This window comes from Acidithiobacillus sp. AC3 (assembly GCF_050261095.1).
Classification (GTDB): domain Bacteria; phylum Pseudomonadota; class Gammaproteobacteria; order Acidithiobacillales; family Acidithiobacillaceae; genus Igneacidithiobacillus; species Igneacidithiobacillus copahuensis.
This window is the reverse complement of the sequence record NZ_CP189838.1, coordinates 2,314,221-2,338,460: the sequence shown is the minus strand read 5'-3', so window position 1 is coordinate 2,338,460 and position 24,240 is coordinate 2,314,221. Positions and strand designations below refer to the sequence as shown.

Annotated in this window: 15 protein-coding genes and 1 pseudogene; 8 read left to right on the top strand and 8 right to left on the bottom strand. The window is 58.6% G+C overall.

The genetic code is table 11. From position 1 onward, the window contains the following. Nucleotides 1-5 precede the first annotated feature (5 nt). From pilB to ACQAYK_RS11760, 8 genes are all read right to left on the bottom strand, one after another. Nucleotides 6-1,706: a type IV-A pilus assembly ATPase PilB gene (pilB, locus tag ACQAYK_RS11795; protein WP_215885412.1), complete on the bottom strand. Its 1,701-nt coding sequence runs from the start codon at nt 1,704-1,706 to the stop codon at nt 6-8. After that, entirely contained in the window at nt 1,682-2,536 is an 855-nt protein-coding gene (aroE, locus tag ACQAYK_RS11790; protein ID WP_215872044.1) for a shikimate dehydrogenase, read from the bottom strand. The genes pilB and aroE overlap by 25 nt, the downstream gene beginning before the upstream one ends. Continuing rightward, the gene (locus ACQAYK_RS11785; RefSeq protein ID WP_226827683.1) at nt 2,530-3,708 is read right to left on the bottom strand and encodes an anhydro-N-acetylmuramic acid kinase; all 1,179 of its coding nucleotides are present in this window, start codon (nt 3,706-3,708) and stop codon (nt 2,530-2,532) included. Before ACQAYK_RS11785 ends, aroE begins: the two co-directional genes overlap by 7 nt. Next, complete coding sequence (locus ACQAYK_RS11780) at nt 3,680-4,165, bottom strand: FKBP-type peptidyl-prolyl cis-trans isomerase (RefSeq protein WP_215872043.1); 486 nt, start codon at nt 4,163-4,165, stop codon at nt 3,680-3,682. The genes ACQAYK_RS11785 and ACQAYK_RS11780 overlap by 29 nt, the downstream gene beginning before the upstream one ends. Next, on the bottom strand, nt 4,162-5,211 hold the full coding sequence (gene hemH, locus ACQAYK_RS11775; protein WP_215872042.1) for a ferrochelatase: 1,050 nt from the start codon (nt 5,209-5,211) through the stop codon (nt 4,162-4,164). Before hemH ends, ACQAYK_RS11780 begins: the two co-directional genes overlap by 4 nt. Further along, nucleotides 5,208-5,981: an exodeoxyribonuclease III gene (gene xth, locus ACQAYK_RS11770; protein ID WP_215872041.1), complete on the bottom strand. Its 774-nt coding sequence runs from the start codon at nt 5,979-5,981 to the stop codon at nt 5,208-5,210. Before xth ends, hemH begins: the two co-directional genes overlap by 4 nt. Nucleotides 5,982-5,991: 10 nt before the next feature. Then, nucleotides 5,992-6,585 (bottom strand): glutathione S-transferase family protein, encoded by a 594-nt coding sequence (locus ACQAYK_RS11765; RefSeq protein ID WP_215872040.1) that lies wholly within the window; start codon nt 6,583-6,585, stop codon nt 5,992-5,994. 77 nt (nt 6,586-6,662) lie between these two features. Continuing rightward, a complete protein-coding gene (locus tag ACQAYK_RS11760; protein WP_483167633.1) occupies nt 6,663-9,893 on the bottom strand; it encodes an AAA family ATPase in 3,231 nt (1,076 codons plus the stop codon). A 381-nt stretch (nt 9,894-10,274) separates the two neighbouring features. On the opposite strand from ACQAYK_RS11760, the gene ACQAYK_RS11755 reads away from it, so the two are divergent. The 8 genes and pseudogenes from ACQAYK_RS11755 (at nt 10,275) to ACQAYK_RS11720 (ending at nt 24,205) form a co-directional block, all read left to right on the top strand. Next, the gene (locus ACQAYK_RS11755) at nt 10,275-13,412 is read left to right on the top strand and encodes an autotransporter domain-containing protein (protein WP_483167632.1); all 3,138 of its coding nucleotides are present in this window, start codon (nt 10,275-10,277) and stop codon (nt 13,410-13,412) included. A 119-nt stretch (nt 13,413-13,531) separates the two neighbouring features. After that, nucleotides 13,532-14,356 carry a sulfotransferase family protein gene (locus ACQAYK_RS11750; RefSeq protein WP_483167631.1) on the top strand — a complete coding sequence of 275 codons (825 nt, stop codon included), beginning with the start codon at nt 13,532-13,534 and terminating at the stop codon, nt 14,354-14,356. A 21-nt stretch (nt 14,357-14,377) separates the two neighbouring features. Beyond that, nucleotides 14,378-14,476, top strand: a pseudogene (locus ACQAYK_RS11745) (ESPR domain-containing protein); the annotation flags it as partial. Between the two features lie 208 nt (nt 14,477-14,684). Continuing rightward, nucleotides 14,685-14,882 carry a hypothetical protein gene (locus ACQAYK_RS11740; protein WP_483168038.1) on the top strand — a complete coding sequence of 66 codons (198 nt, stop codon included), beginning with the start codon at nt 14,685-14,687 and terminating at the stop codon, nt 14,880-14,882. Nucleotides 14,883-14,966: 84 nt separating this feature from the next. Continuing rightward, on the top strand, nt 14,967-15,164 hold the full coding sequence (locus tag ACQAYK_RS11735; RefSeq protein ID WP_483168037.1) for a hypothetical protein: 198 nt from the start codon (nt 14,967-14,969) through the stop codon (nt 15,162-15,164). 6 nt (nt 15,165-15,170) lie between these two features. Beyond that, nucleotides 15,171-15,311, top strand: coding sequence for a hypothetical protein (locus ACQAYK_RS11730; protein WP_483168036.1), 141 nt, complete (start codon nt 15,171-15,173; stop codon nt 15,309-15,311). A gap of 30 nt (nt 15,312-15,341) precedes the next feature. Beyond that, nucleotides 15,342-15,626, top strand: coding sequence for a hypothetical protein (locus ACQAYK_RS11725; RefSeq protein ID WP_483168035.1), 285 nt, complete (start codon nt 15,342-15,344; stop codon nt 15,624-15,626). Nucleotides 15,627-16,093: 467 nt separating this feature from the next. Next, nucleotides 16,094-24,205: a hypothetical protein gene (locus ACQAYK_RS11720; RefSeq protein WP_483168034.1), complete on the top strand. Its 8,112-nt coding sequence runs from the start codon at nt 16,094-16,096 to the stop codon at nt 24,203-24,205. The last annotated feature ends 35 nt before the right edge of the window (nt 24,206-24,240 follow it).

The window sequence follows — 24,240 nt, the reverse complement described above, 5'->3', positions numbered from 1 at the left end:
TACCGTCAGAGGTTGGTGACGCGAAGGACTTCTTCAAGACTGGTTATGCCTTCTTTGACCCGCAATAGTCCGGATTGGCGCATGCTGAGAATGCCTTCCGCCGCGGCCTGGCGGGACAGGTCCATTGCCGATCCCCCTCGCAGAATGACCTCGCGCATGGCCTCGCTGATAGGCATGACCTGATACAGGCCCATACGGCCGCGATAGCCGCCGTTGCACTGCTCGCAGCCGACCGGCCCCATGGGTTGCAGACCGGGGAGATCCTCGGCGGTGAAGCCGGCTTCCAACAGCGCGGCCTCCGGGACTTTTTCGGGCTTTTTACAGGCGACACAAAGCTTCCGCACCAGGCGCTGTGCCATGACCAGATGCACGCTGCCAGCGATGTTGTAGGTCGGAATCCCCATGTTTTCCAGTCGGGTGAGGCTTTGCGGCGCGTCATTGGTGTGCAGGGTGGCGAGCACCAGGTGTCCGGTCTGGGCCGCCTTTACCGCAGTCTCGGCGGTTTCCAGATCGCGGACTTCACCGACCATGATCACATCGGGGTCCTGACGCAGAAACGAGCGCAGCGCCGCGGCAAAGTTGAGCCCGATGCGTTCGTTGATGTTCACCTGGTTGATGCCGTAGACGGGGATTTCTACCGGGTCCTCCGCCGTGCTGATGTTGACATCGCCGGTGTTGAGAATGTTGAGCGCAGTGTACAGGGTCGTGGTTTTGCCGGATCCGGTCGGACCGGTAACGAGGATCATCCCGTAGGGCCGGTGGATGGCATCGTCGAAGGCACGCAATTGTTGCGGCAGGAAACCCAGCGCTTCGATGGGCACCTTGGAGCTGGCCGGATCGAGCAGACGCAGGACAATGGTCTCGCCGAAATTGGTCGGCAGGAAAGAGACGCGGAAATCGATGATTCTTGCCGGGGGAACGCGAACCCGCAGGCGTCCGTCCTGGGGCAGGCGCCGCTCGGAAATGTCGAGACGACAAAGGATCTTCAAGCGAGAGGTGATGCCATCGCGCAGGCCGATCGGGGGGTGGAGCATGTCCTGCAGCACGCCATCGAGGCGATAGCGCACACGAATATCCCGTTCGTAGGGCTCGATGTGAATATCCGATACGCCCTTTTGGATTGCATCGAGGAGGAGCTGCTGGACAAAGCGCACAACGGGGGCATCCTCTCCGCGGGCATCGCCGGCCAGATCAAATTCATCCTGCTCTTGCTGAGCGTCATCGGGGGCGAAGAATTCTTCCAGCTGATTCTTGAATCCGCCGGAGAATTCCGCAACCGCCTTGGCCAGCTTGTCGGCCTCGACCAGGATGGGATTGATCTGCAGGCCGCCAGCGTTGAAGCGGATGTCTTCGGTCGCCTTGACATCGGTGGGGTCGGCCATCGCCAGATACAGCGTATCGCGATGCAGAGAAATGGGAAGGACCTGATGGCGCTCCAGAAGCGCGCGGTCGATGCGATGAATGACGGTTTCGTCCAGTTGTATGGCCGCCAGATCGAGCATCGGCATCTTGTAGCGTTCGGCGAGATATTCCACCAAGGCGCTTGCCGAGATAGCTTTCTTTTCGACCAGAAAAGGAAGCAACGGCTGCTTGCCGCGCGCGGGATCGTTCAGCAGGGCACGGAGAGCGCTCTCATCCGCCAGGCCTGCCCCCACCAGTCCACGCAAAAGGGGGGTCAAGGTTATCGCTTCGGGGTTTGCAGCCATGTCCGCAGGATTTCCTCCACAGCTCCGGCGTTTGGCAACTGACCGGTCCAGATACGAAAACTTTCCGCCCCCTGCTCCACCAGCATGCCCAGGCCGTCCACACAACGCAGCCCATGAACCTTGGCCGCCACCAGCAAGGGGGTCTGCAAGGGTTTATAGACGATATCACAAACAATGCCGGATGCAGGCATCTGCTGCAGATCGATTTCCGGGTGACCTTCGCCACGCAGACCCCGACTACTGGTATTCACCAGTAGTTGGATGCTGCGCAAGTGTGGTTGGATGGCCGTGCGGGAAAGAGCCAGCGGACGGATGGGTAGGGTCGGAAACTCGGTTGCCAGGGCCTCGGCGCGGGCCAGAGTGCGGTTGGCCAGGTAGATGGGAGTGGCGCCTTCCCCCGCCAGGGCGTGGAGAATGGCCCGCGCCGCCCCGCCCGCCCCAATCACCAGGCTGGGGCCGCTGATCGTGCCGGCATGGCGGCGCAGGGAGCGGGCAAAACCGGTGACATCGGTGTTTTCGCCGAGAATGCGCCCGTGCTCGAAGAGCAGGGTGTTGACGGCACCGATGGCAGCAGCCCGCGGCGAGAGCTCATCGACGAATGGCAGCAGCGCCTCTTTGTGCGGAATAGTGACATTGATGCCGCGCACTCCGAGCGCCTGTAGCCCGCGAAGGGCAGTGGGCAGATGCTCTGTAGCGACGGGAAAAGGCGCGTACAGAAAATCCAATCCCAGTTGTTCGGCAAACTGCCGCTGCATCCAGGGGGACAGACTGTGCTGCACGGGATCGCCAATAATGCCGCAGACCATGGCTCCACCACTGGGCGTCAGCATAGTTGCTCCCGCAAGTGCAGAACCTGGGACCAGTTTCTCCCTGGATACAAGCTACCGAGAACGACCGCCTCCCGTTGCCCGGTAACCCCGTGCAGATCAATCGGACGGCCGAGCAGACACTGTCCGCCCAGCCAGGCGAAGGCCAGGGCTTCCATGGCAGCACTGGGGATTCCACTCGCCTGTTCACCCATTTCCACCGCCACATCCGGCAGCGCGGTCTGCAAGTTCGCAAGCAGGGTACGGTTGCAGGCGCCACCGCCAAAAACCAGCATCCGTGCCGCCGACGGCAGCCAGCGCTGCGCCGCCTGGGCGATGCTGCGGGCGGTCAAGGCGCAGAGGCTCGCGAGAAAGTCCGCTTTCCCGCTTTGCCAAACCGACCATTGTGCCTCTATCCAGCGGGCATTGAAGAGCTCCCGTCCGGTGCTCTTGGGTGGTGGCCGTTGAAAGTAGTCGAGGGCAAGCCACTCCCGTAGCATGTTCTCCTGCACTCGACCCTGTGCCGCCCAGGCGCCGTCGGCGTCATAGCGCAGTTTTCCGTCGCTCAGGAGTTGCACTGCGGCATCGATCAGGACATTGCCGGGACCAGTATCGAAGGCGCGGATCCTCCCTTCACTGCCCCGTGCAGGAATCCAGGTCAGGTTGGCCATGCCTCCGAGATTCAGGACCAGCAGGGGCCGCTCCGTGGCGAGCAGCGCGCCATGAAAGGGGGGTACCAGGGGCGCGCCCTGTCCACCGGCTGCGAGGTCGGCACGGCGAAAGTCATGGGCCACGCTGCAGCCGGTTGCCTGTGCGAGCTCATAGGCAGAGCCGATCTGCCAGGTGTAGCCGTCGGGTCCATCGGGCTGGTGGGCGACGGTTTGCCCATGCAGGGCAAGCAGATCGAATTGCACCCCAGAGGCAAGAATTTGCTGCGCAAATTCGCCATGCAATCGCCCAATCTCCCGATCAATGGCTAGGAGCGGGCGCGCGGCGTCACCCTCCTGCAGGCGAAACAGGCGCTCCTGCAATGCTGGCGGATAGGGGGAGTGCCAATGACCGCGGAACTCCCCCGCACTCAGGGCCGAAAATTCCAGGAGAGCGGCGTCGATGCCATCGGCACTGGTGCCGGACATCATCCCCAGGATCCGCAAGAGCGCTCCCTGATCAGTCGTGCTCGTGTCCGTGCGGACCATGCACGTGGCCGTGCGCGAGCTCCTCGGCGCTGGCGGCGCGTACATCGAGCACCTTGACGGCAAAATGCAGGTTCATGCCGGCCAGGGGATGATTGAGGTCTACGGTGATGTCTTCCCCCTCCATCTCGATCACTGTGGCGATCCGTACGCCCTCGTCGGTGTCGACCTCGAACTGCGCGCCGACCTCGAGTTCTTCGGGATCGTCAAAATCTTCCTTGCCCACGACGTCGACCAGGTCTTCGTCCCAATCGCCGTAGCCATCTTCCGGGCTCACGTCCGCCTCGACCTGATCGCCAACCTGATGACCATTGAGGGCGCGTTCCAGCCCCGGCACGATGTCGCCATGGCCATGCAGGTAGACCAAAGGCTCGTCGCCTTCGGAGCTATCGAGGATTTCACCGTCCTCGTCGGTCAGGGTGTAGTCCAGGGTGACAACGCAGTCCTTGGCGATCTTCATGGCGCAGCTTCCTTCGTGGGTGGATTTTCCAACGGCAGTGTAGCCGTTGCCGCTGGGCTGCGCAAAAGCTTGTCATCCCAGGGAATACGTTCATCGAGGATGGCGCGAAAATCCGCGATCCACGCAGTATCGGCATTGAGACAGGAGATATAATGCAGTTGTTCGCCCCCCGCATGGAGAAAGATCTCCTTGCCGCCGATGGCGATCTCTTCCAGCGTTTCCAGGCAGTCGGTCACAAATCCGGGGCAGAGGCAGTCCACCCGGCCGACGCCGGCCTTGCCCAGTTCCTGCAGCGTGACCGAGGTGTAGGGTTCGAGCCAGCGCGCCGGACCAAAACGGCTTTGAAAGGTCTGTATCCATTGCTCTGGTTGCAGTCCCAAGGCGTTAATCAGCAGTTCCGTGGTCCTTTCGCATTCCGCGCGATAGGGGTCGCCGAGGGCGACATTACGCGCCGGCAGGCCATGGAAGGACAGCAGCAGACGATCTGGACGGCCGTTCTGTTCCCAGTGCGCGCGCACTGAGCGGGCAAGGGCATCGATATAGCGGGGATGCTGGTGCCAGTCGCGCAGAAAGACCAGTTCGGGAAGATTGCGCCAGTTGCGCAGTTCGGCGCTTACGGCATCGAAGATCGCTGCCGTGGTGGTGGCGGAATACTGTGGGTACAGCGGCACCACGACGATCTTTTCGCAGCCGGCATCGCGCAGGGCACGCAGTCCCGTGGCCACGGAAGGTTGCCCATAGCGCATGGCCAGACGCACCAGGACAGTGCCCGGCTGGCGGGAATCATATTGTTGCTGCAAGCCCGCGGCCAGATTCTGGCTATGCACGAGCAGTGGCGAACCTTCATCCAGCCAGATACTGCGGTAGGCGCGCGCCGAGCGGGCCGGTCGCGTCAACAGGATGGGGCCGTTGAGGATGGGCCACCAGAGGATGCGCGGGATCTCCACCACCCGGGGGTCGCTGAGAAACTCGCGGAGGTAGCGTCGTACGGCCGGGGTAGTGGGCGCCTCAGGGGTACCCAGATTGACCAAGAGAATACCAATCATACGGATTCCTTCAGAGTGAGGCAGACCGGGGCATGGTCCGAGGGGCGTTCTGCCGCCCGCGCGGCGCGGTCGATGTGCACTTCCTGCAGACGGGGTAAGAGGGTTTTGCTGCCCAGGAGCAGATCGATGCGTAGACCAATGTCACGGCGAAAGCCGGCAGCGCGATAATCCCACCAGCTCCAGGCGCGCGTTTCTGGATGCTGGTGGCGAAAGAGGTCGATGAGTCCCAGATCGAAAAGTCGCTGCAGGGCGGTGCGTTCGGCCGGCGAGCAGAGGATGTCCTCGCCCCAGGCAACGGGATCGTGGACGTCCAGGTCAGTGGGGGCGATGTTGAAGTCACCGAGCAGCAGCAGATTGGGCGATTGCTGCAACTCCTCGCGCAGCAGCCCTTCCAGGCGCGCGAGCCAGGCGAGTTTGTAGCGATATTTGTCGCTGTCGACGGCCTGGCCATTGGGCACGTAGACATCGATGATGCGCAAATCGCCGATGCTGGCAGCACAGATGCGTGCCTGGCCGTCACTGCCATCCGGCCAATCGCAACGCGGATCCTGCAGCGGCAAACGACTGAGGATGGCGACGCCATTGTAGGTGCTTTGTCCGTGGTACAGGCTCTGATAGCCGATCTCCTGCAGCGCTAGCACGGGAAACCGTTCATCGGTGAGTTTGGTTTCCTGCAGGCAAAGTACGTCTGCTTCTTCCGCCTGTAGCCAGTCGAGCACCTGCGGCAGGCGTACCTTCAGGGAGTTGACGTTCCAGCTGGCAATTTTCACGCGGACAGGCTCATTGTGGGGTGGTTTCGGCGACACTGGGGCGGTCGCGCAGGGATTGATACCAGCGGTGCAGGTCGGCATAGGGGACGAGCAGCTCGGGGGCGCGCAGATCGACGTAGCCAATGGCAGCAATCGCCGCGATTCGGCCCAGATCGAGAGGGCTGTCCGGGCTCCAATCCCGGCTTTGCGTCTGCAGAAAGGCGAGACCATCCTGTACCTTGCCGCGCTGCTTCTTCAGTAGACCCGGATCCTGACAATCCTTGCTGCGACGATGCTCCTGCACCCAGGCAATGGTGGCGTCCATGATACCGTCGGCCAGGGCCTCCAGGCGCAGGCAGCGGATCTTCTCCATGGGATCGCTGGGGAGCAGGGGCGGTTGCGGATGCAATAGCTCCAAGTACTGCAGAATGACCGCGGAATCATAGATCGCCTCGCCGTCGTTGCAGAGCAGGATGGGGATCTTGCCCAGCGGATTTTGTTCCTTGCCGGCATGTTCCGGATCGCGCAGATCGACAATTTCGATCTCGCATGGGAGATTCTTTTCCCGCAGGGCGATGTGGACCTTGCGGGCGTAGGGGCTGGTGGGCGTGCTGAGGAGTCGCATGGCAGGGTTCCTTTGCGCAATGGGCTTGACCCTATGATGACCAATGCCCGCCAGCAAGCCAAGTGCGCGGCCCTTCCTCAGTTCGGCCGGCGGTGTTGACCAACTGCTCTGTGATGGTTCGGCGTATGTCGCCGGGCGCTACGATATCGTTCGCCGAGTCGTTTGGCATCAGGAATCAGGGCGCGTGCGCCGTGGTTTCGGGCATGGCGAATGCTGTGCTGCACGATCTGCGCTGCCGAACGTAGGCGAAATTGGACCGCGAGATCTGCCTGTGCCAAATACAGAATACTCGCACCAAATTGCCACACGCTGGCGACTGTGCGGGTATGCTGGCGGATGCGTCGCAGTGCCGTGGGCGCGCTGCATAACCCTTGTCTACCCTTTCCCCAGGCTTCTATAGCCAGAGTGAAGGTGTGCCAAAGTACAAAGCCCTGCTGCGAGCTAACGGCGAGGATCCGTGGACAACGTTGCAGGGTATCGGCGCTGTCACCGGTCCACAGGCCCATGGTGGCGCGCATGACCTGAATGAACAGCCACATGTTGAGCTGCCGCTCGGGCGACAAACGGTCCTCCGCCTCTTGAAAGAGACCCAGACCAAACTGCGATTTTCCTTCTTTGATGGCAATGAGCCCCAGATAACCCAATGCAGCCTCAAAGGGGCGTTCGCCAGTAGCAAATTGTAAAAGCCCCGACCATTCCTCAGACGATAAATCAACAGACTGGCGCAGATGCACCTTGGCTGCGGCCTGATTTCCCTGCCAGAACTCGGTCCAGCCCTGGGCATACAGTCCAACCGCTCGCGCGGCGGCAGTCGGGATGTCATCGTATTGCGCGTCCAGAATAGTTTTTGCGGACTGGAAGGCACCGCTGATATTCTGCTGGGAGCTTGCGGCGATCCATTGCCCAAAATGCAGGCCCAGTAGAATGCTATCCTGGCAGTCGAGTTGTTGGGTGATTTCCCTCAATTCCTGGGCGGCCAGAAGAACTTCCTCGGCGCTATAACCCAAGAGGGCACGCAACGAAAAATAACGATCGGCAAGAAGTTCGCGCCGAGTTGCCAGCGCCACACTACTGCAGACGAGACCATTTTGCGTGAGATTGATACATTCCCTATAGGCGCCGAGGAATAGAGCCGTGCGACTGGCTTTTGCGTAGTACTCGCCAGCGCGGGGTTCCTGCCCGCTGGCACGCAAGTGCTTGGCAATGATCGCCGGGTTCGTTTTTTCCTGACCAATCAAATAGGCAGCCCATTTGCCATGGAGATTTCTTTTTTCCTTATCAGTGAGCAAGTTTTGTGCGCCCTGCCGCACTAATTCATGGCGAAATTGCCAAAATCCGCTTGGCAGTCTCTCCAATAAGTCATGCCGGAGAAGATGCTCGAATATTGTTGGGAGGCTGGTGTCCGGCTCAGCCAGAAACGCGAGTTGTTGAGGAAGAAAGGCGTCTTCGATGATGCTGGCGCATTGCAGTAAGCGCCGTGCCGATGGATTCAGGCCTCCAAGAGATACTTGAATCACCGCTTCCGTCGTATCTGGCATGGGTGCTGCAGCGCCTTGCGTACGCGCCAGACTGTCGAGATACAAGGGCAAGCCACGCGCTATCCGAATCCAGGTGTCGCGGACAGATGTTAGCAAGTTATCATCGCTCAGGCCCTGCAGCAAACGTTCAGCATCTTCGTCTCGTAGGGGGTTGAGCTGCCACAGTGTACTGTTGGGCCCCGCTGCGAAGCTCGGCGCTGGTCCGCGAGAAGTAATGAGTAAAATCAGGGGGAGTTGTTGCAGATTGCTGAGGAATTTTTCTATCAAAGTCAGAGAGCTGGCATCCGCCCAGTGAACATCTTCCATGACAACCAAACGTGGTCCCGGTACCAGCTTGGCGATGAGATCCAGCGCGCTTTCTTCCAGCAGGTGACGGTAGGCCGATAAATTCACCTCTTCGCTAGTTGGTGCGGTATCGATCTCCAGCCATTGGCTCCACAGCTCCAGTAACAAGGGATCGACTGGTTCCATGATTCGGCCGATATTTTCCTGTAAATGGCGTCGTGCGGTCTGGGGATCCAGACTGTCCAATGCGAGGAGTTGGCGCAAGGTCACGGCCAGTGGCTTGAGAGGAAGATCCTGAAAAATTTCCCGACACTGATACTGTAGGATTGGATAGCTTGAGTTGGCCGATTGCAGTGCTTGTCTGACCAGAGAGCTTTTGCCGATACCTGGGGGGCCGACCAGCCAAAAGGCCTGGCCAGTGCCAGAGCTCAGGCAACTTTGGATCTGTTGCGCGAGCCTTTCCAGAATCTGTGGGTGAGCAATTGCTTTATTCGCGGCTAATGACGTTGGCGAGTTGCTGACCGTCTCCTGGGGTAGCAAATTCTGGAGGCCAGCGCTGAGGATCAGCCGGTCCTGGGTATTCGCCGATCGGGCAATATCCCGAAGTTCCTGAAAGATTTGTCCTGCAAGGCCAGTGCTGTCAGAGCCAAGCACCGGTCCATGGGTAATGACAAAAAGCGCAGCGCCTTGGGGGCATTGTTCCTGAATGGCGCGCACGGCGCGGAGGGCGACCTGCGGCCCCTCATTTGGTGTTTCTGCACCAAAAATCAGTTCCAGCACGCCATCACTGGCAATTCGCCAGCTCCCTCGCAAATGCTGTGCGACTTGTCGTGCGGCGTTCTGATAGAGTTCCAGGTGTTCCTCTACCCTTACTTCGTTGCTGACCGCCGGCGTTGTGGCGGGGAAGACGCCGAGCACCGTGACCAGGCGGCGCTGGACCGTGGGCGTTGTGGAACTGTTTGGGCTGGCGACGGGAGCAGCCGTACCGCTTTGGCAAAGGCGCGTATACAGAGCAGTCAAGCTCTCGCTGGGCTTCTGACCAAGTTGTGTCACTTTGGCTTCGCGAAAGGCCTCGTAATGGTAGATGGCCTGCTGGGCCTGCCCTTCCACTACCAGAAGACGCATCAGCCAGAATTGCGCCCGGTCAGAGAGTGGAACGGCATCGATCCAGGATCGTACCCGTTGTCGAGCGGTTTCTAGTTGATTTTGGGTCAGTAAATGGTCGAGGAGGGTATCGTAGTAGGCTGCCAGCTTCTGCTGACTTTTCTGGCGCTGCTCCGTTACCCAACGCGCAAAAGGGCTACCAGATTCGAGTTCTTCTCCTGCGAGAAACTCTCCCTGATATTGTTGAATGCCTTGTTCGCAGGACGAAAAATCGTCGCTATCGCCAGTGATGAATGATAGGAAATCGATTTGACAGGGAACATTCGGGCACCAGCGTAGCGACTGCCCCTTACTCTGAAAAAATACTACATCTGGGAGCAACCTGTTGACCTGGAATATTGCCTGCCGCAACAGGTTGCGGCTTTGCGATTCTGTTTCCGACTGACAGACTGTGCGCGCTAGCTCGCCTCGGTTGGCCCCGTCTGTCTGTAAAGAGAGGAAAACCAGCAGGTTGCGGGCCGATCGGTAGGGAGAGGTAACGGTTTTTTCATTCCATGAGAGCCGGAAGCCACCAAAAAATTCCAGGGAGAGAGAATCTGTCATCGGCGTTGGTATCACTTCAGAAACCTTCCAAGCAGGATAAGAAAAATGGAATTAACGGTCAATTAACGCTCGATTCCGGGCGCTCTTGTTACACTCGGACAAATTTGTAAACCAAGTAATACGTTAGTGTATTAGCAAAATCTAAAGGATGAATTGCCAATGAACAAAATCTACCGGATTGTTTTCAGCCGTGTCCTGGGTTGTTTGCGGGTGACGTCAGAACTGGCGCGGGGCGGGCGTGCTGGACAGGGCAGCACGTCTGCCGTGTCGATGCATTCTGCCCCCAGCGAGAAGGTACTGCTGGCATGCCTGCGTGCGGCTCTGCCCATGATCGCACTGGGTGCCTGTAGCGCAATGCCGGCCATAACCGACGCTGCGACGGCAAAAACCGTCAGTTCGAGTATCAGCAACCTCACCATTACCGGCAGCAATACCAGTCAGGTTCGCTTGATTCCCGGTGGCACCATCTCCGGAACCCTCGCCAACCAGGGGACCATCAGCGGCGCTTCGGCAGCCATCAGTCAGGTCGCGTCTACCGGTGGTATCGGGACGCTGAGCAACGTCGGGACCATCTCAGGTAGCAAGTATGGGGTGCTCAATGGCGGTAGTATCGGCGTCCTGCAAAATAGCGGCGGTCTGATTCAGGGCGGTATCGTTGGGGTCTCCAACAATAGCAGCACCAGTCAGATAGGTACGCTACTCAATCAGGGTGTGATCGATGGTAAACACTACGGCATTTTCAACTCTGGAGCCATCTCCAGCCTGACCAATGCCGGAACCATATCGGCATCTGGCAATTCTGCAAAAGCGGCTCTGGCCGATTACGGTACTATTGGGACTCTGCTCAATCAGGGTCATATCAGCTCTCCGAGCAGTGTAGCAGTTTCTGTGAAGGGTAGCATTGGCACCTTCACCAATACGGGCACCATCAGCGGCTCATCTTTTATGATCATTACCATCGCCCCTGGAGCGAGTATCGGGCAGCTCGTCAACTCTGGGCTGATCGGCCTCGGAACCGCCGCGGCGGGCGGGATCTACGTGAACGGGAGCGTGGGAAATCTCAGCAATAGTGGGACGATTAATTGCAATATCACTGATCAATTCTTCATTGGAACGCTCAGTAACAACTCTGGGGGTACCATCACTGGCGGCTTCGATACTGGTGGGGCAGGTTTTGTGGGGACTCTCAACAATGGCGGATTGATCCAAAACGGCGTGGCAATTAATACGAGTTCTCGTTCTGCCGGTGCGCCCGCAGGCGCTAGTGCGGTTCTCAATAATACCGGAACTATCATGGGGGGAACGACTACCCCCGCCATCAGCATTTCTGGGCGCCCGGTTACGGCTTATCTGGGAAGTGGCAGCGACATCATTGGCACCGTCAACGCCGGCACTACGGCCAGCACCTTTTTGTTGAGTGGTGCGCAAAGCTGGAGTTCTGGCTCTCCCATCATCGCGCCCGACAGTACCCTGACCATTGCGCCAGGAGGCGATGTGGCCGTGGACGATACCTGGAGTGTGGCGACGGTGAATAATCAGGGTACCTTGGCGGTGGGCGTGTTCGCAACGCCGACGGGGGGCGGCATTAGCCCGGCGAGCCAAACCATTGTCGGAGACTATGCTCAGAGCGCTGGCGGCACCCTGCAAATGGCCATCACACCCGCCGATACCACGGCAGGCACGGACTATAGCCAACTGATCGTAACGGGAACCGCCAATCTGGCGGGAACCCTGGATGTCGTTCCCGGCGGCACGGCTTCGGCGTATACCGTTGGGGCGAGCTATGATCTGATCCATGCTGGTAGCCTAGTTGGTAGTTTTGGCACGGTCACCGGCATGGCGGCATTGGCGAATTATGTCTCGCCGCAGATGAGTTACAGCGGCACCGACGCAACACTGACGATGGCAGCGGTAGGAACGCCAACGCCAACGCCAACGCCAACGCCAACGCCAACGCCAACGCCAACGCCAACGCCAACGCCAACGCCAACGCCAACGCCAACGCCAACGCCAACGCCAACGCCAACGCCAACGCCAACGCCAACGCCAACGCCAACGCCAACGCCAACGCCAACGCCAACGCCAACGCCAACGCCAACGCCAACGCCAACGCCAACGCCAACGCCAACGCCAACGCCAACGCCAACGCCAACGCCAACGCCAACGCCAACGCCAACGCCAACGCCAACGCCAACGCCAACGCCAACGCCAACGCCAACGCCGACGCCGACGCCGACGCCGACGCCGACGCCAACGCCGACGCCAACGCCAACGCCAACGCCAACGCCAGCACCGGCACCGGCACCGGCACCGGCACCGGCGAGTGGTGCTAGCCTCAGTAAAGCAAATCTGTTCTACCAGGGGCGGGTGGTTGCGGCTTCGACCTTTGCCGTCAACATGGGAGTCAACGCCGAGATCAGCACCCTGCTCGACGGTGCCGGCCAAGTAGACGGTCGCCAAGGTCCGCGCTTTACCGAAACCCGCATCGGCGCCTGGGTGAAGGGCTTTGGTGGAGTGGGTCGCTCCGATGGCGCATCCATGGAGAACTACGGCGCAGTGGCTGGTTACGGGCTGGCGTTGAACCCCCATCTGGTTGTGGGCGCCGCTCTAGTCGGCGCCGGTACCGGAGCCAGTACCTTCTACCAGCGGGCCACGACCAATAGTTTTGGTGGCTTCGCCTATGCCATCGATACTCTGGGTCAGCTGCGGATCTCCGCAAGTTTGGGTGCGGGCTACCTGCACCAAAACAGTACCCGCGGCCTGTACAGCCCGAGTAATGATCTGGTCGAAACCGCTACCGGCACCACCAATGGTTGGTACTTTGGTACCGGCCTGCAAGGGCAGTATTTGATCCCGTTGGGGCAGAATTTTCTTATGCCCTATGGTCGGATCAACTATGTCCATACCCAGTTGAATGGCTTTACCGAAACCGGAGCGGGGCAACTCGTCAATCTCAACATCGAGTACGGCGGTCTCAACACCAATGTGGCGGCCTTTAGTGGTGGGCTGCGTGCGGGTACCGATGTGGATCTGGGTGACATGACCCTGATCCCCTGGGTCTCGCTCGGTGGCACCGCGTACGCGGGCACGCTGCATGTTGCCCAGGCGGAAACGGTCGGCCTGCTCAGTACCTCGGAGATTGGCCTGGTGGCTCCCAACGGTGCTCTGGATACCGGGGCCGGGGTGACGTTGCAGGGACGTAGTACCCCGTGGTCTGTCAAATTTGCCTACAACGGTCAGTTTGCCGGAGATACCCACTGGAATCAGTTTGACCTGTTAGCCAACTACCGCTGGTAGTATTGCGATCCAGTTCGTGGACGGCGCCAATAGGCGCCGTTTGAAAGCGGGTTTTTCGATCAGATTAGGATAATATATGTCATCTATAGCTGAAATTATAAGACTTTTTTGGAAAGAAAGTGACCTATAAAATGAAGGACTTTCATTGTATCAGCGGATTGCCACGCTCTGGCTCGACTTTGCTGGCCGCTTTGCTGTCTCAGCACCCTGATGTGCATGCTGGTATGAGTAGTCCAGTGCTAGACATGTTAGAAACTCTTTTAGTGACTATGAGCGGGCGGAGCGAGTATTCTGTTTTTGTCGATGATGAGCGCCGAGAAAAAATCTTACGTGGTGTCGCTCACTCATATTACGAAGATGTCGAGAAACCCTGCATTGTCGATACCAATAGAGCCTGGAATTCCCAGCTTGCGCTCCTTGGGCGGATTTTTCCTGGAGCCAAAGTGGTGGCCTGTGTCAGGCAAGTGCCATGGATTCTGGATAGCATTGAACGACTGGTGAGAAAAAACTGCTTGCAACCGTCGCTGATTTTTAATTACCAGACTGGTGGCAACGTTTACTCTCGAGTCGAGGGGTTGGCTGGAGCAAATGGTTTTGTTGGCTTTTCGTATAATTCATTGAAAGAGGCCTATTTTAGTCCGGAAGCAAGAGGCCGTTTGCTTTTGCTGCGTTATGAAAGATTTACCGCTGACCCAGTAAGAGCTATGGCCGTCGTTTCTAAATTTCTGGGGTTATCAGAATTTCAATACAACCTGAAAAAAATAAGTCTAGACTGTTGTGGCTTTGATGAAAAGATTGGAATGCCTGGTTTGCATTTTGTTTCTGGTCCGGTGCGCCCCTGGTGTGAGCGTGAATCGATACTTCCTCCAGATTTGTTCCAGCGTTTTACAGGGGATGCCTTTTGGGAAGATAAAAACTTTCTTCCTGCGATCGGAATTTTTTAAAATTGGCATGTCGAGGGTTATATGAATCATGTATTTCGAGTGGTTTTCAATCGTAGTTTGGGTTTGCTGCAGGTTGTTTCGGAGTTGCGGCGCAGTCGAACGAAAGAAAACTCTCGAAGCGAGAGTGCTACTCGTGGTGCGCCGGATAGATCGCGATCAAAAAAATGTTTGGTTTTGGCTGTCGTTGCGGCTATCTCCATCGATACCTCGTATCCGTTGGTCGCGTGGGCTGGGGGTACGCCATTGTCCAGTCAAACGGGAATCGCTGGCGGTGCGGGTGGGAATGCCAGTGGAAGCATAGCCGGTACCCTTGGAACTGGCACGGGAAGTGGCTCGATTTCCAATGCCGGTGGGGGTGGGGCCGTTTCAGGCGCTGGACCAGCAGGGCAACCTGGTGGGGGCGGTTATGGGGCCGGTGGCGCAGGTGGAAATGGATTCAGTGGCGCTGGTGGTGGCGGCGGCGGAGGCGGTGCGCCCGGACAGGCGTTTTCGGGTACGGGAAGCTATTCCTTGTCGAGTGTTGTGACGATACAGGGCGGAGCTGGAGGAGCCGCTGGGTCTGGCGGTTTGGGCGGGAGCGGCGGTAAAGGAGGCCAAGGCGGAAGCGGTGGTGGCGGCGGTACAGGTCTCTACGGTCTTGAATTTTCCCTGGCTAATTACGGCAACGTCAACGGCGGCCGCGGCGGTGCGGCTGGGTCGGGGGGCGCAGGGGGTGCTGGTAAGCTCGGGGGCTACGGCGGCTCTGGAGCTGGCGGCGGACTCGGTGGAGCTGGCGGCTCTGGTATTGGTGGCAACAGTTTTTCGCTAAACAACTATGCGAACATTACCGGTGGTGCTGGCGCAGCTGGGGGAAATGGTGGAGCCGGTGGCGCTCGAGGCTCTGGAACTTTTGGCGATGGAAGTGGTGGGGGTGGCGGAATTGGTGGAGCGGGCGGGGCGGGTGTCTATGGCGTAGGGTTCACAGTCCAGCAGAGTGTCGGCGGCATTGGCATTATTACCGGAGGTGTTGGCGGGACTGGCGGGGCGGGCGGGAATAGTGGTGGCAACTATGCTATTGGCGGTACCGGCGGCCAAGGGGGAAGTGGTGGAGCGGGGGTGTCCGGTAGTCGGTTCGTTCTCACCAACAGTGCGGGCGATAGTGTTTCTGGCGGTACCGGCGGTGATGGCGGTACTGGTGGGGTATACGCTGGTTCTGGCGGCAAAGGGGGGGCAGGCGGATCGGGCGCGTCTGGTAGTGGATTCGTCCTTAGCAACGATGCAGGCGCCATAATTTCCGGCGGCAATGGCGGGGGCGGAGGTGCCAACGGAACCAGTGGTGGCATTGGCATGTATAGCGGTGCGGGTGGTGCTGGCGGGGGGGGCGCGAGTGGGACGAATGTCACCATTACCAACGTAGGGTCTATCTTCGGTGGCACTGGCGGCAACGGCGGAGCTGCCAGTTATGGCGCCAATGGAGGAAATGGAGGAAATGGAGGAGCAGGTGTAAGCGGAACGCAAATTTCCCTTACAAATAAGGGAAACATTTATGGTGGCGCCGGCGGCGTGGGAGGTAGTGCTGTTTCTATCTATAGCGCCGCCGGAGGATATGCCGGCAGAGGAGGGAATGGAGGAGCGGGAGTGATTGGAACGCTGCTCTCGCTGACGAACGCTGGGACTATCCAAGGTGGAGCTGGCGGTGCGGGTGGTGCGACTGGTAAGAGTGCCAACAGAAGCGGAAGCGGTGGAGTTGGAATAGCGTTGACAGGTTCCTCCACCATCACCAACTCTGGCACGGTCAGAAGTGGTGTTTTGGCTTCCGGCGCAACAGGCAACGTTACGGCAATTTCGTTGTCCGGTTCGCTCAATACTATCAGCAACACCGGAAGTATTTTGGGAACTGGCGTTGCTATCACCATGACAGGTGGTCCCAATACTCTTATCTTTGGCACGGGCAGTGACGTACAGGGCACCATCAATGCTGGCACCACGGCCAGCACCATCGAGTTGCAGGGCACCCCAACGCTCGGAACCCTAGCGCCCATCAGTCTGGCGAAGGGTACTCTGGTGAATCAGGGGACCTTGAGCGGGCAGAGTTATGGCATCGTCAACGCCACGACTATTGGTGCGTTTGCCGCGAATGCTGATGTGTTGGGTGGTTTGGCGAGCCTGCAAAACAGCGGAAGCATTAACGGCACCACTGCTGGTATTCTCAATAACGTCGGTAGCAGCATCGGAGCCTTGCGCAACAGTGGTGTCATTAGTGGTCAAACAGGCGTCTCACTGCGCGGTGCCAGCACGACCCTGACCAATACTGGCACCATCATTGGCAGTGGTGGCACGGCCATTAGCGTTGCCAACAGTGCGAGTACGATCATTCTCGGCACCGGCAGCGATGTGCAGGGCACCATCAACGCCGGTACCACCGCCAGCACCATCGAGTTGCAAGGCACCCCAACGCTCGGAACCCTGGCACCTATCAATCTGCCAACTGGTACTCTGATGAATCAGGGGACGCTGGGCGGCGCGCAATTTGGGATCGTCATTGCTAATGCGGCAAGTATCGGAACCCTGTCTGCCAATACGGACTTGCTGGGAACCGTGGTGAGTTTGCAAAACACTGGCAGCATCAATGGAACACTGAATAGCGGTAGTTCCATGTCCTACGGGGCCGGTGTTTTTAACTTGGGTGGCAGTATTGGCAGCTTGAGTAATGCTGCAGGAGGGAATATTGCTGGCACACGGGGTATCTACAACGATTCGGGCAATATCGGTACGGTAACGAATGGTGGTAGCATCGGTGGCGCTCACTCCGCATCAGGCCTCTACAATTACCTCTCTGGCACCGTGGGTGTCCTGCAAAACACGGGAATGATCAGCGGGGTAAATAATGGAATTATCAATTATGGAAGTATTGGCAGCCTAAATAACTCCGGTACTATCATAGGAACGAGCTCTGCCGGCATCAGCGATATGGGCACTATTAGTGCGCTGACTAATAGTGGGCTGATTTCTGGTAAAGTCGGCCTGGAGTTGGGAGATGCTAGTACGACGCTGACCAACACCGGCACCATCATTGGCACGGGCGGCACGGCCATCAAGGTCACGAACAATCTTCCCGACACCCTCATCTTCGGCACCGGCAGCGATGTGCAGGGCGTCATCGATGCGGGCACCACGGCCAGCACCATTTTGCTGGAAGGCGACCCGGTGATGGGCAGCACGACGCCCATCAACGATCCGAACGGCAGCCTGACCATAGCCCAGACGGGTAACTGGACGGTGAACGATACCTGGTCGGTGGGGACGGTCAGCAATGAAGGGATCCTCACCATTGGTGCCGTATCGAGCACTACCACCAGTCCAGGGATGCTGAACCTGACGGGCAACTATCTCCAGACTTCCACCGGCACCCTGGCAATGATCGTCACACCCAACGGCACGGTTGCGGGCACGGACTACAGCCAGTTGGCCATTACCGGCAGCGCCCAGTTGGCTGGCGTGCTGGATGTGCTCGATGAAGGCAGCTTTGTCCAGAACGGCAGCAGCAACGTTTACGACTTGATCACCACGAGCAAGGGCCTGAGCGGCAGCTTTGCCACGGTGAACTACGACCCGGCCTTTGCCAGCTATCTCACGCCGACGCTGAGCTACACGGCCAACGACGCCATCCTGACGCTCACGGCAGCCGCAGCAGGCCCAACCATCGCCACTATCTCCACGAGTATCGGGAGTTTTCCGGTCCATGTCGCTACCACCAGCGGTGTGGTCGTGACTTCCACTGGAACCATCAGCGGCACCCTGAGCAACAGCGGTAGCTTGCTCTCCAAGCAGTACCTGGGCATCAGCAACAACGGTTCAATCGCCGCGCTCGATAATACCGGCACCCTTAGCGCCCAAACTAATGGTGTTCAGAATGCCGGCAGCATTGGCAGCATCAGCAACAGTGGCTCCATCGTCGGCAGCAAATACTACGGTATCTTTAACCAGGGCACGCTGGGCAGCGTCAGCAATACTGGGACCATCAGCGGCGGCAGCGAGGGTTTATCCGACAGCGGCGAACTGGGTAGTGTGAACAACAGCGGGGTGATTTCTGGCAAAGCGGGGATCAATCTGAGCGGTACGGGCACAACTTTGACCAATACAGGTACTATCATCGGCACCGGCGGTAACGCCGTCGTCATTTCCGGTAGTAATCCATCGACGCTCATCTTCGGCGCCGGCAGCGATGTGCAGGGCACCATCAATGCCGGTACGACGGCCAGCACGGTGGAGTTGGATGGTGCGACTCTGGGGACGTCGGCGCCCATCGTGCTGACGAATGGTGCGCTGATCAATGTGGGCACCGTGCAAAGCAGTGCCATAGGGATTTGGGTCACTCCGACGCTGGGATCAATAGCACTGGGCGCCGAGGTGTTGGGTAACCTGAGGATCCTGAACAACCAGGGTCTGGTGCAGGGATCGGACGCCTTCGCGGTGAACAAGGGCAGCAGCGTTGGTACCTTGGTCAACAGCGGGCAGCTCATTTCCAATAGCACCATCGGTAATGCTGCAGCCAACGGCGGTAGCATCACTTCGTTCACGAATACGGGGACAATATTGGCAACTCTGGGCACCTTCAGCTCCGGGTTGGAAAACTTCGGGAGTATGGGAACCCTCGTGAACGGCAGCTTAGGGCTGCTGAAGGGCAGTGCTACCGGGCTCAGCAATGGCAGCAATTCCGTGCTGGGTAGTTTGAACAATAGCGGTAGCATCGTTGGTGGCGGCGAAGGGTTGGACAACTTGGGCTCTATTGTGGCGTTGGTAAACAACGCGAGTGGCTACATCAGCGCCCTACGCAATGCTGGAGCGGGAACGATTGGCGCTGTGGGCCAGAAAACGGCTTTGCATAACGTGGGCACTATCGGATCGTTGTCGAACTCGGGTGTGATCCATGGCACTGTTTTCGGTTTGTACAATACCGGCAATATTGGCACAGTGAACAACCAGACGGGTGGGCAGATCAACGAAGTTTCTCTGAGCTCGGGCAATGTTGGCCAATTCAACAATCTGGGAACGATCAGCACTGTCGGTACTGTTGGGTTGGAATTCTATAATGCCGGGACCCTCGGCACTTTCAACAATAGTGGGACCATTAGCGGCGGCAGTAACGCCTTTACCAGCCAGGGCAGTATTGTAGCGTTGGTCAATAGCGGAATCATAACTGCCAATGGCACGGGTCTGACCGATGGCGGGACGATTGGCACGCTCAGCAACAGCGGGAGCATTGGCGGCAATCGAACTGGGCTGGCAAACGTCTATGGCAGCATCGACCAGATGGAAAATGCCAGTACGGGCTTGATCACCGGTGGCACCTACGGTGTGGCCAATAACGGCACGCTGGGTAGCTTCGACAATGTGGGTACCATCACGGGTAGTGTCTCCGGAATTTACAACCAAGCCCTTATTGGTACGATGAGTAACAGCGGTACGATCAGTGGCGGCGCGAACGACGGTGTGAACAACGATGGCGGCCTCCTGGGAAGTCTGAACAACACCGGGCTCATTACCGGAAAAACCGGACTGAATCTGGCGGGAGCTGCCAGTACAACGGTAAGTAATACCGGCACCATCATTGGTACCGGCGGTACGGCCATCAGCATTGCCAACGGCGCGACTACGATCATCCTGGGTACCGGCAGCGATGTGCAGGGCACCATCAATGCAGGCACCACGGCCAGCACGGTTGAATTACAAGGTACCCCGACTCTCGGCACGTTGGCCCCCATCAGTCTGGCGGATGGCACGCTGGTCAATCAGGGAACGCTGAGCGGGCAGGCCTATGGCATCGTCAATGCCGCGGCCATTGGTGCCTTTGCCGCAAATGCAGATGTGCTGGGTGGCTTGGCAAGCCTGCAAAACAGCGGAAACATCAGTGGTAACACTGCGGGCATTCTCAACAACAGTGGTGGCAGCATCAGCAGTCTGAGCAACGAAAACGGCGGAATCATCAGCGGTACCAACGCAGGCATTCTCAACTATGAAGGCAGTATCGTCAGCCTGAACAATGCTGCCGGCGGTACTATCAGTGGTGGCTATTATGGCATTACCAACAGTGGCAGCATCGGAGCTTTAGGCAACAGTGGTGCCATTCAGGGTAAGACAGGTATTTCCCTCAATGGGGTCAGCACGACGCTGACCAACACCGGCACGATCATCGGCACGGGCGGCACGGCGATCAGCATGGCCAATAGCCCCGATACTATCATTCTCGGCACCGGCAGTGATGTGCAGGGCACGATCAATGCGGGCACCACGGCCAGCACGATTTTGCTGGAAGGTGACCCGGTCATGGGCACGAGCACTCCCATCAATGATCCCAACGGCAGCCTGACCATTGCCCAGACGGGTAACTGGACGGTGAATGACACTTGGTCGGTGGGCACGGTGAGCAATGAGGGGATCCTCACCATTGGTGCCGTATCGGGCACTACCACCAGTTCAGGGATGCTGAACCTGACGGGTAACTACCTCCAGACTTCGACCGGCACCCTGGCGATGATCGTGACCCCCAATGGTTCGATTGCGGGCACGGACTACAGCCAGTTGGCCATTACCGGCAGCGCTCAGTTGGCTGGCGTGCTGGATGTGCTCGATGAAGGCAGCTTTGTCCAGAACGGCAGCAGCAACGTTTACGACTTGATCACCGCGAGCAAGGGCCTGAGCGGCAGCTTTGCCACGGTGAACTACGCCCCGGCCTTTGCCAGCTATCTCACCCCGACGCTGAACTATACGGCCAACGACGTCATCATGACGCTCACGGCGGCACCGGCGCCCGTGGCAGCGCCAACCATCGCCACCATTTCGACGTCGATCACGGACTTTGCCATCAACAGTAGCAAGACTAGCGGTGTGGTCGTGACGCCCACAGGCACAGTCAGCGGCAGCCTCAGTAACACCGGCAGTATCAGTACGGCAGGGAGCGCCATAGCCAATAGCGGGAGTATTGCACTGCTGACGAATGCGGCCAGTGCTACCCTGCATGGTGTCAATACCGATGGTGTCAGTAATAGTGCCACTATCGGCAGTTTGAGCAATAGCGGGACTATTTCCGCTGGTAATTTGGGAATCGCCAATACCGGCTCTATCGGAGCCTTAGGCAACAGTGGCGCCATTCAGGGCAAGACAGGTATTGCTCTTGATGGCGCTAGTACGACGCTGACCAACACGGGTACCATTATTGGTACGGGCAACGGGACGGTGATCAACGCCATCTCCATTGCCAATAATCCGGACATTCTGATTTTTGGTACTGGCAGTGACGTGCAGGGCACCATCAATGCCGGTACCACGGCCAGCACGGTCGAACTGCAGGGAACTCCGACTCTCGGCACGCTGGCCCCCATCAGCTTGGCGGATGGCAAGCTGGTCAATCAGGGGACGCTGAGTGGACAGGCCTATGGCATCGTTAATGCCGCGACGATTGGTACCTATGTAGCGAATACGAATGTTTTGGGTTCCCTCGCTGTTTTGAGCAATAGCGGGACGCTTTCTGGGACCGAAGCGACACTGTTGAATGACGGTTCTGTTGGTACACTGACGAACAGTGGCCTCATTTCTGGAAATGGTACCGGCATAATCAATCAGAGCAATATCGGTAACGTGGGTAATAACGGAACCATCACTGGAAAATTCGGTATTAACAACTTTGGTACCATCAGCCGTCTGGGTAATGGTGGGAGCGTCAGCGGGAGCATCGATGGTATTAGCAATGAGGGATATATTGATGTTCTGAGCAACAGCGGGAGCATCAGTGGCGCTATCAGCTATGGAATTTATAATGGAGGTAGCATCAACTCAATCAGCAATGAGGCTGGCGGTACCATCAGCGGTCGCGGTTACGGCATTTTCAATAGTTCCCAATATAGCGGCGGCGGTACTCTAGGCTCCCTGAGCAACGGCGGCGTCATTAGTGGTCAGACCGGCATCTATCTGGATGGCTTCAGCACGACGCTGACCAACACCGGAACGATTATTGGGACGGGGAACGGAACGGTGACCAACGCGATCTCCATTGCCAACAATCCGGACACATTGATCTTCAGCACCGGCAGTGATGTGCAGGGCACGATCAATGCGGGTACCACGGCCAGCACGATTTTGCTGGAAGGCGATCCGGTGATGGGCACGAGCACTCCCATCAATGATCCCAACGGCAGCCTGACCATTGCCCAGACGGGTAACTGGACGGTGAATGACACTTGGTCGGTGGGCACGGTGAGCAATGAGGGGATCCTCACCATTGGTGCCGTATCAGGCACTACCACGAGTCCAGGGATGCTGAATCTGACGGGCAACTATCTCCAGACTTCCACCGGCACCCTGGCGATGATCGTCACGCCCAACGGCACGCTTGCGGGCACGGACTACAGCCAGTTGGCCATTACCGGCAGCGCCCAGTTGGCTGGCGTGCTGGATGTCCTGGATGAAGGCAGCTTTGTGCAGAACGGCAGCAGCAACGTCTACGACCTGATCACCACGAGCCAGGGGCTGACGGGTACGTTTGCCACGGTGAACTACGACCCGGCCTTTGCCAGTTATCTTAGCCACACGCTGAACTACACGGCCAACGACGCCATCCTCACGCTGACGGCGGCTCCCGCACCGGCTCCCGCACCGGCTCCCGCACCGGCTCCCGCACCGGCTCCCGCACCGGCTCCCGCACCGGCTCCCGCACCGGCTCCCGCACCGGCTCCCGCACCGGCTCCCGCACCGGCTCCCGCACCGGCTCCCGCACCGGCTCCCGCACCGGCTCCCGCACCGGCTCCCGCACCGGCTCCCGCACCGGCACCCGCACCCGCACCCGCACCCGCACCCGCACCCGCACCCGCACCCGCACCGGCCCCCGCACCGGCCCTGGCCCTGATTCCGCACCCCACGCGGCAGCCGGAGCTGGTGTCCAAGGTATTCTCCACCGGCTACAGTGCCGTCAATCTGCCCTACGTTACCAATGAGAGTTTGCACAGTGCCCTCAGCACCGTACTAGACGGCTCTCAAGGAGTGTTGGGCAGCGACGGCCAGATGCATTTTACCAGCACCCGCCTGGGTACCTGGGCCAAGGGCTTTGGCGGTTTTGGTCGCGCCAATGGCAGCAATGTAAGCGAATACGGTGGTGTGGTGGGTTACGGTACAGCCATCAACCCGCATCTGACCCTGGGTGTTGCCTTGTCCGGTAGCGGTACCAATACCGGCTCGGTATATCAACGGGCTGATGGGCACAGCTTTGGCGGCTATGCCTATGGTATCTATACCGATCAGCATTTCCGCATGTCTGCCGACATCGGTGCCGGTACCCAGAGCATCAATGTCAATCGGGACTTGCTGCCCACCTCGTTGCAGGCCGACGCTCAAAGCCATGGTTGGTTCTTCGGTACGGGCGTGCAAATGCAATATCTAATTCCTCTGGATCAGGCCTTCTTGGTGCCTTATGCACGTTTTACCTTTCTACATTCGGCCATTGGAGCCCTCGATGAGCAAGGTGCTGGTCTACTTGATCTGCAGACTGGCGCCATGCGAACCAACATCGGTAGCTTCAGTGGAGGCCTGCGAACAGGAATCGACTTGCGGGCAGGCAGTCTTACCTGGATCCCGTGGGCGGAAGTGGGCGGTACTGGTAATGTCGGCACCTTGCACCTGAATGTTCTGCAGCAGACCCGGTTCCTGGGTGACAATCTCGCGCGGACGCTGGTTGCGCCTTCTGGCACTCTCGATACGGGTGCTGGCATAACCCTCCAGGGCAAGGGTCCCTGGACGGCCAAGATCGCTTGGCAGGGTCAGTACGCGGGAGACATCCACTTCAATACCTTTGACCTGATCGCCCGCTATCGGTGGTAGCATGATATCTTTTCGGCTCAACTGCGGGGAGGTGG

What these genes read in the sequence shown, in the direction of transcription:
- ACQAYK_RS11755 (WP_483167632.1), top strand. Translation starts at nt 10,275, where the DNA reads ATGAACAAAATCTACCGGATTGTTTTCAGCCGTGTCCTGGGTTGTTTG.
- pilB (WP_215885412.1), bottom strand. Translation starts at nt 1,706, where the DNA reads ATGGCTGCAAACCCCGAAGCGATAACCTTGACCCCCCTTTTGCGTGGA.
- aroE (WP_215872044.1), bottom strand. Translation starts at nt 2,536, where the DNA reads ATGCTGACGCCCAGTGGTGGAGCCATGGTCTGCGGCATTATTGGCGAT.
- ACQAYK_RS11780 (WP_215872043.1), bottom strand. Translation starts at nt 4,165, where the DNA reads ATGAAGATCGCCAAGGACTGCGTTGTCACCCTGGACTACACCCTGACC.
- ACQAYK_RS11785 (WP_226827683.1), bottom strand. Translation starts at nt 3,708, where the DNA reads ATGGTCCGCACGGACACGAGCACGACTGATCAGGGAGCGCTCTTGCGG.
- ACQAYK_RS11730 (WP_483168036.1), top strand. Translation starts at nt 15,171, where the DNA reads ATGCGAACATTACCGGTGGTGCTGGCGCAGCTGGGGGAAATGGTGGAG.
- ACQAYK_RS11765 (WP_215872040.1), bottom strand. Translation starts at nt 6,585, where the DNA reads ATGCGACTCCTCAGCACGCCCACCAGCCCCTACGCCCGCAAGGTCCAC.
- hemH (WP_215872042.1), bottom strand. Translation starts at nt 5,211, where the DNA reads ATGATTGGTATTCTCTTGGTCAATCTGGGTACCCCTGAGGCGCCCACT.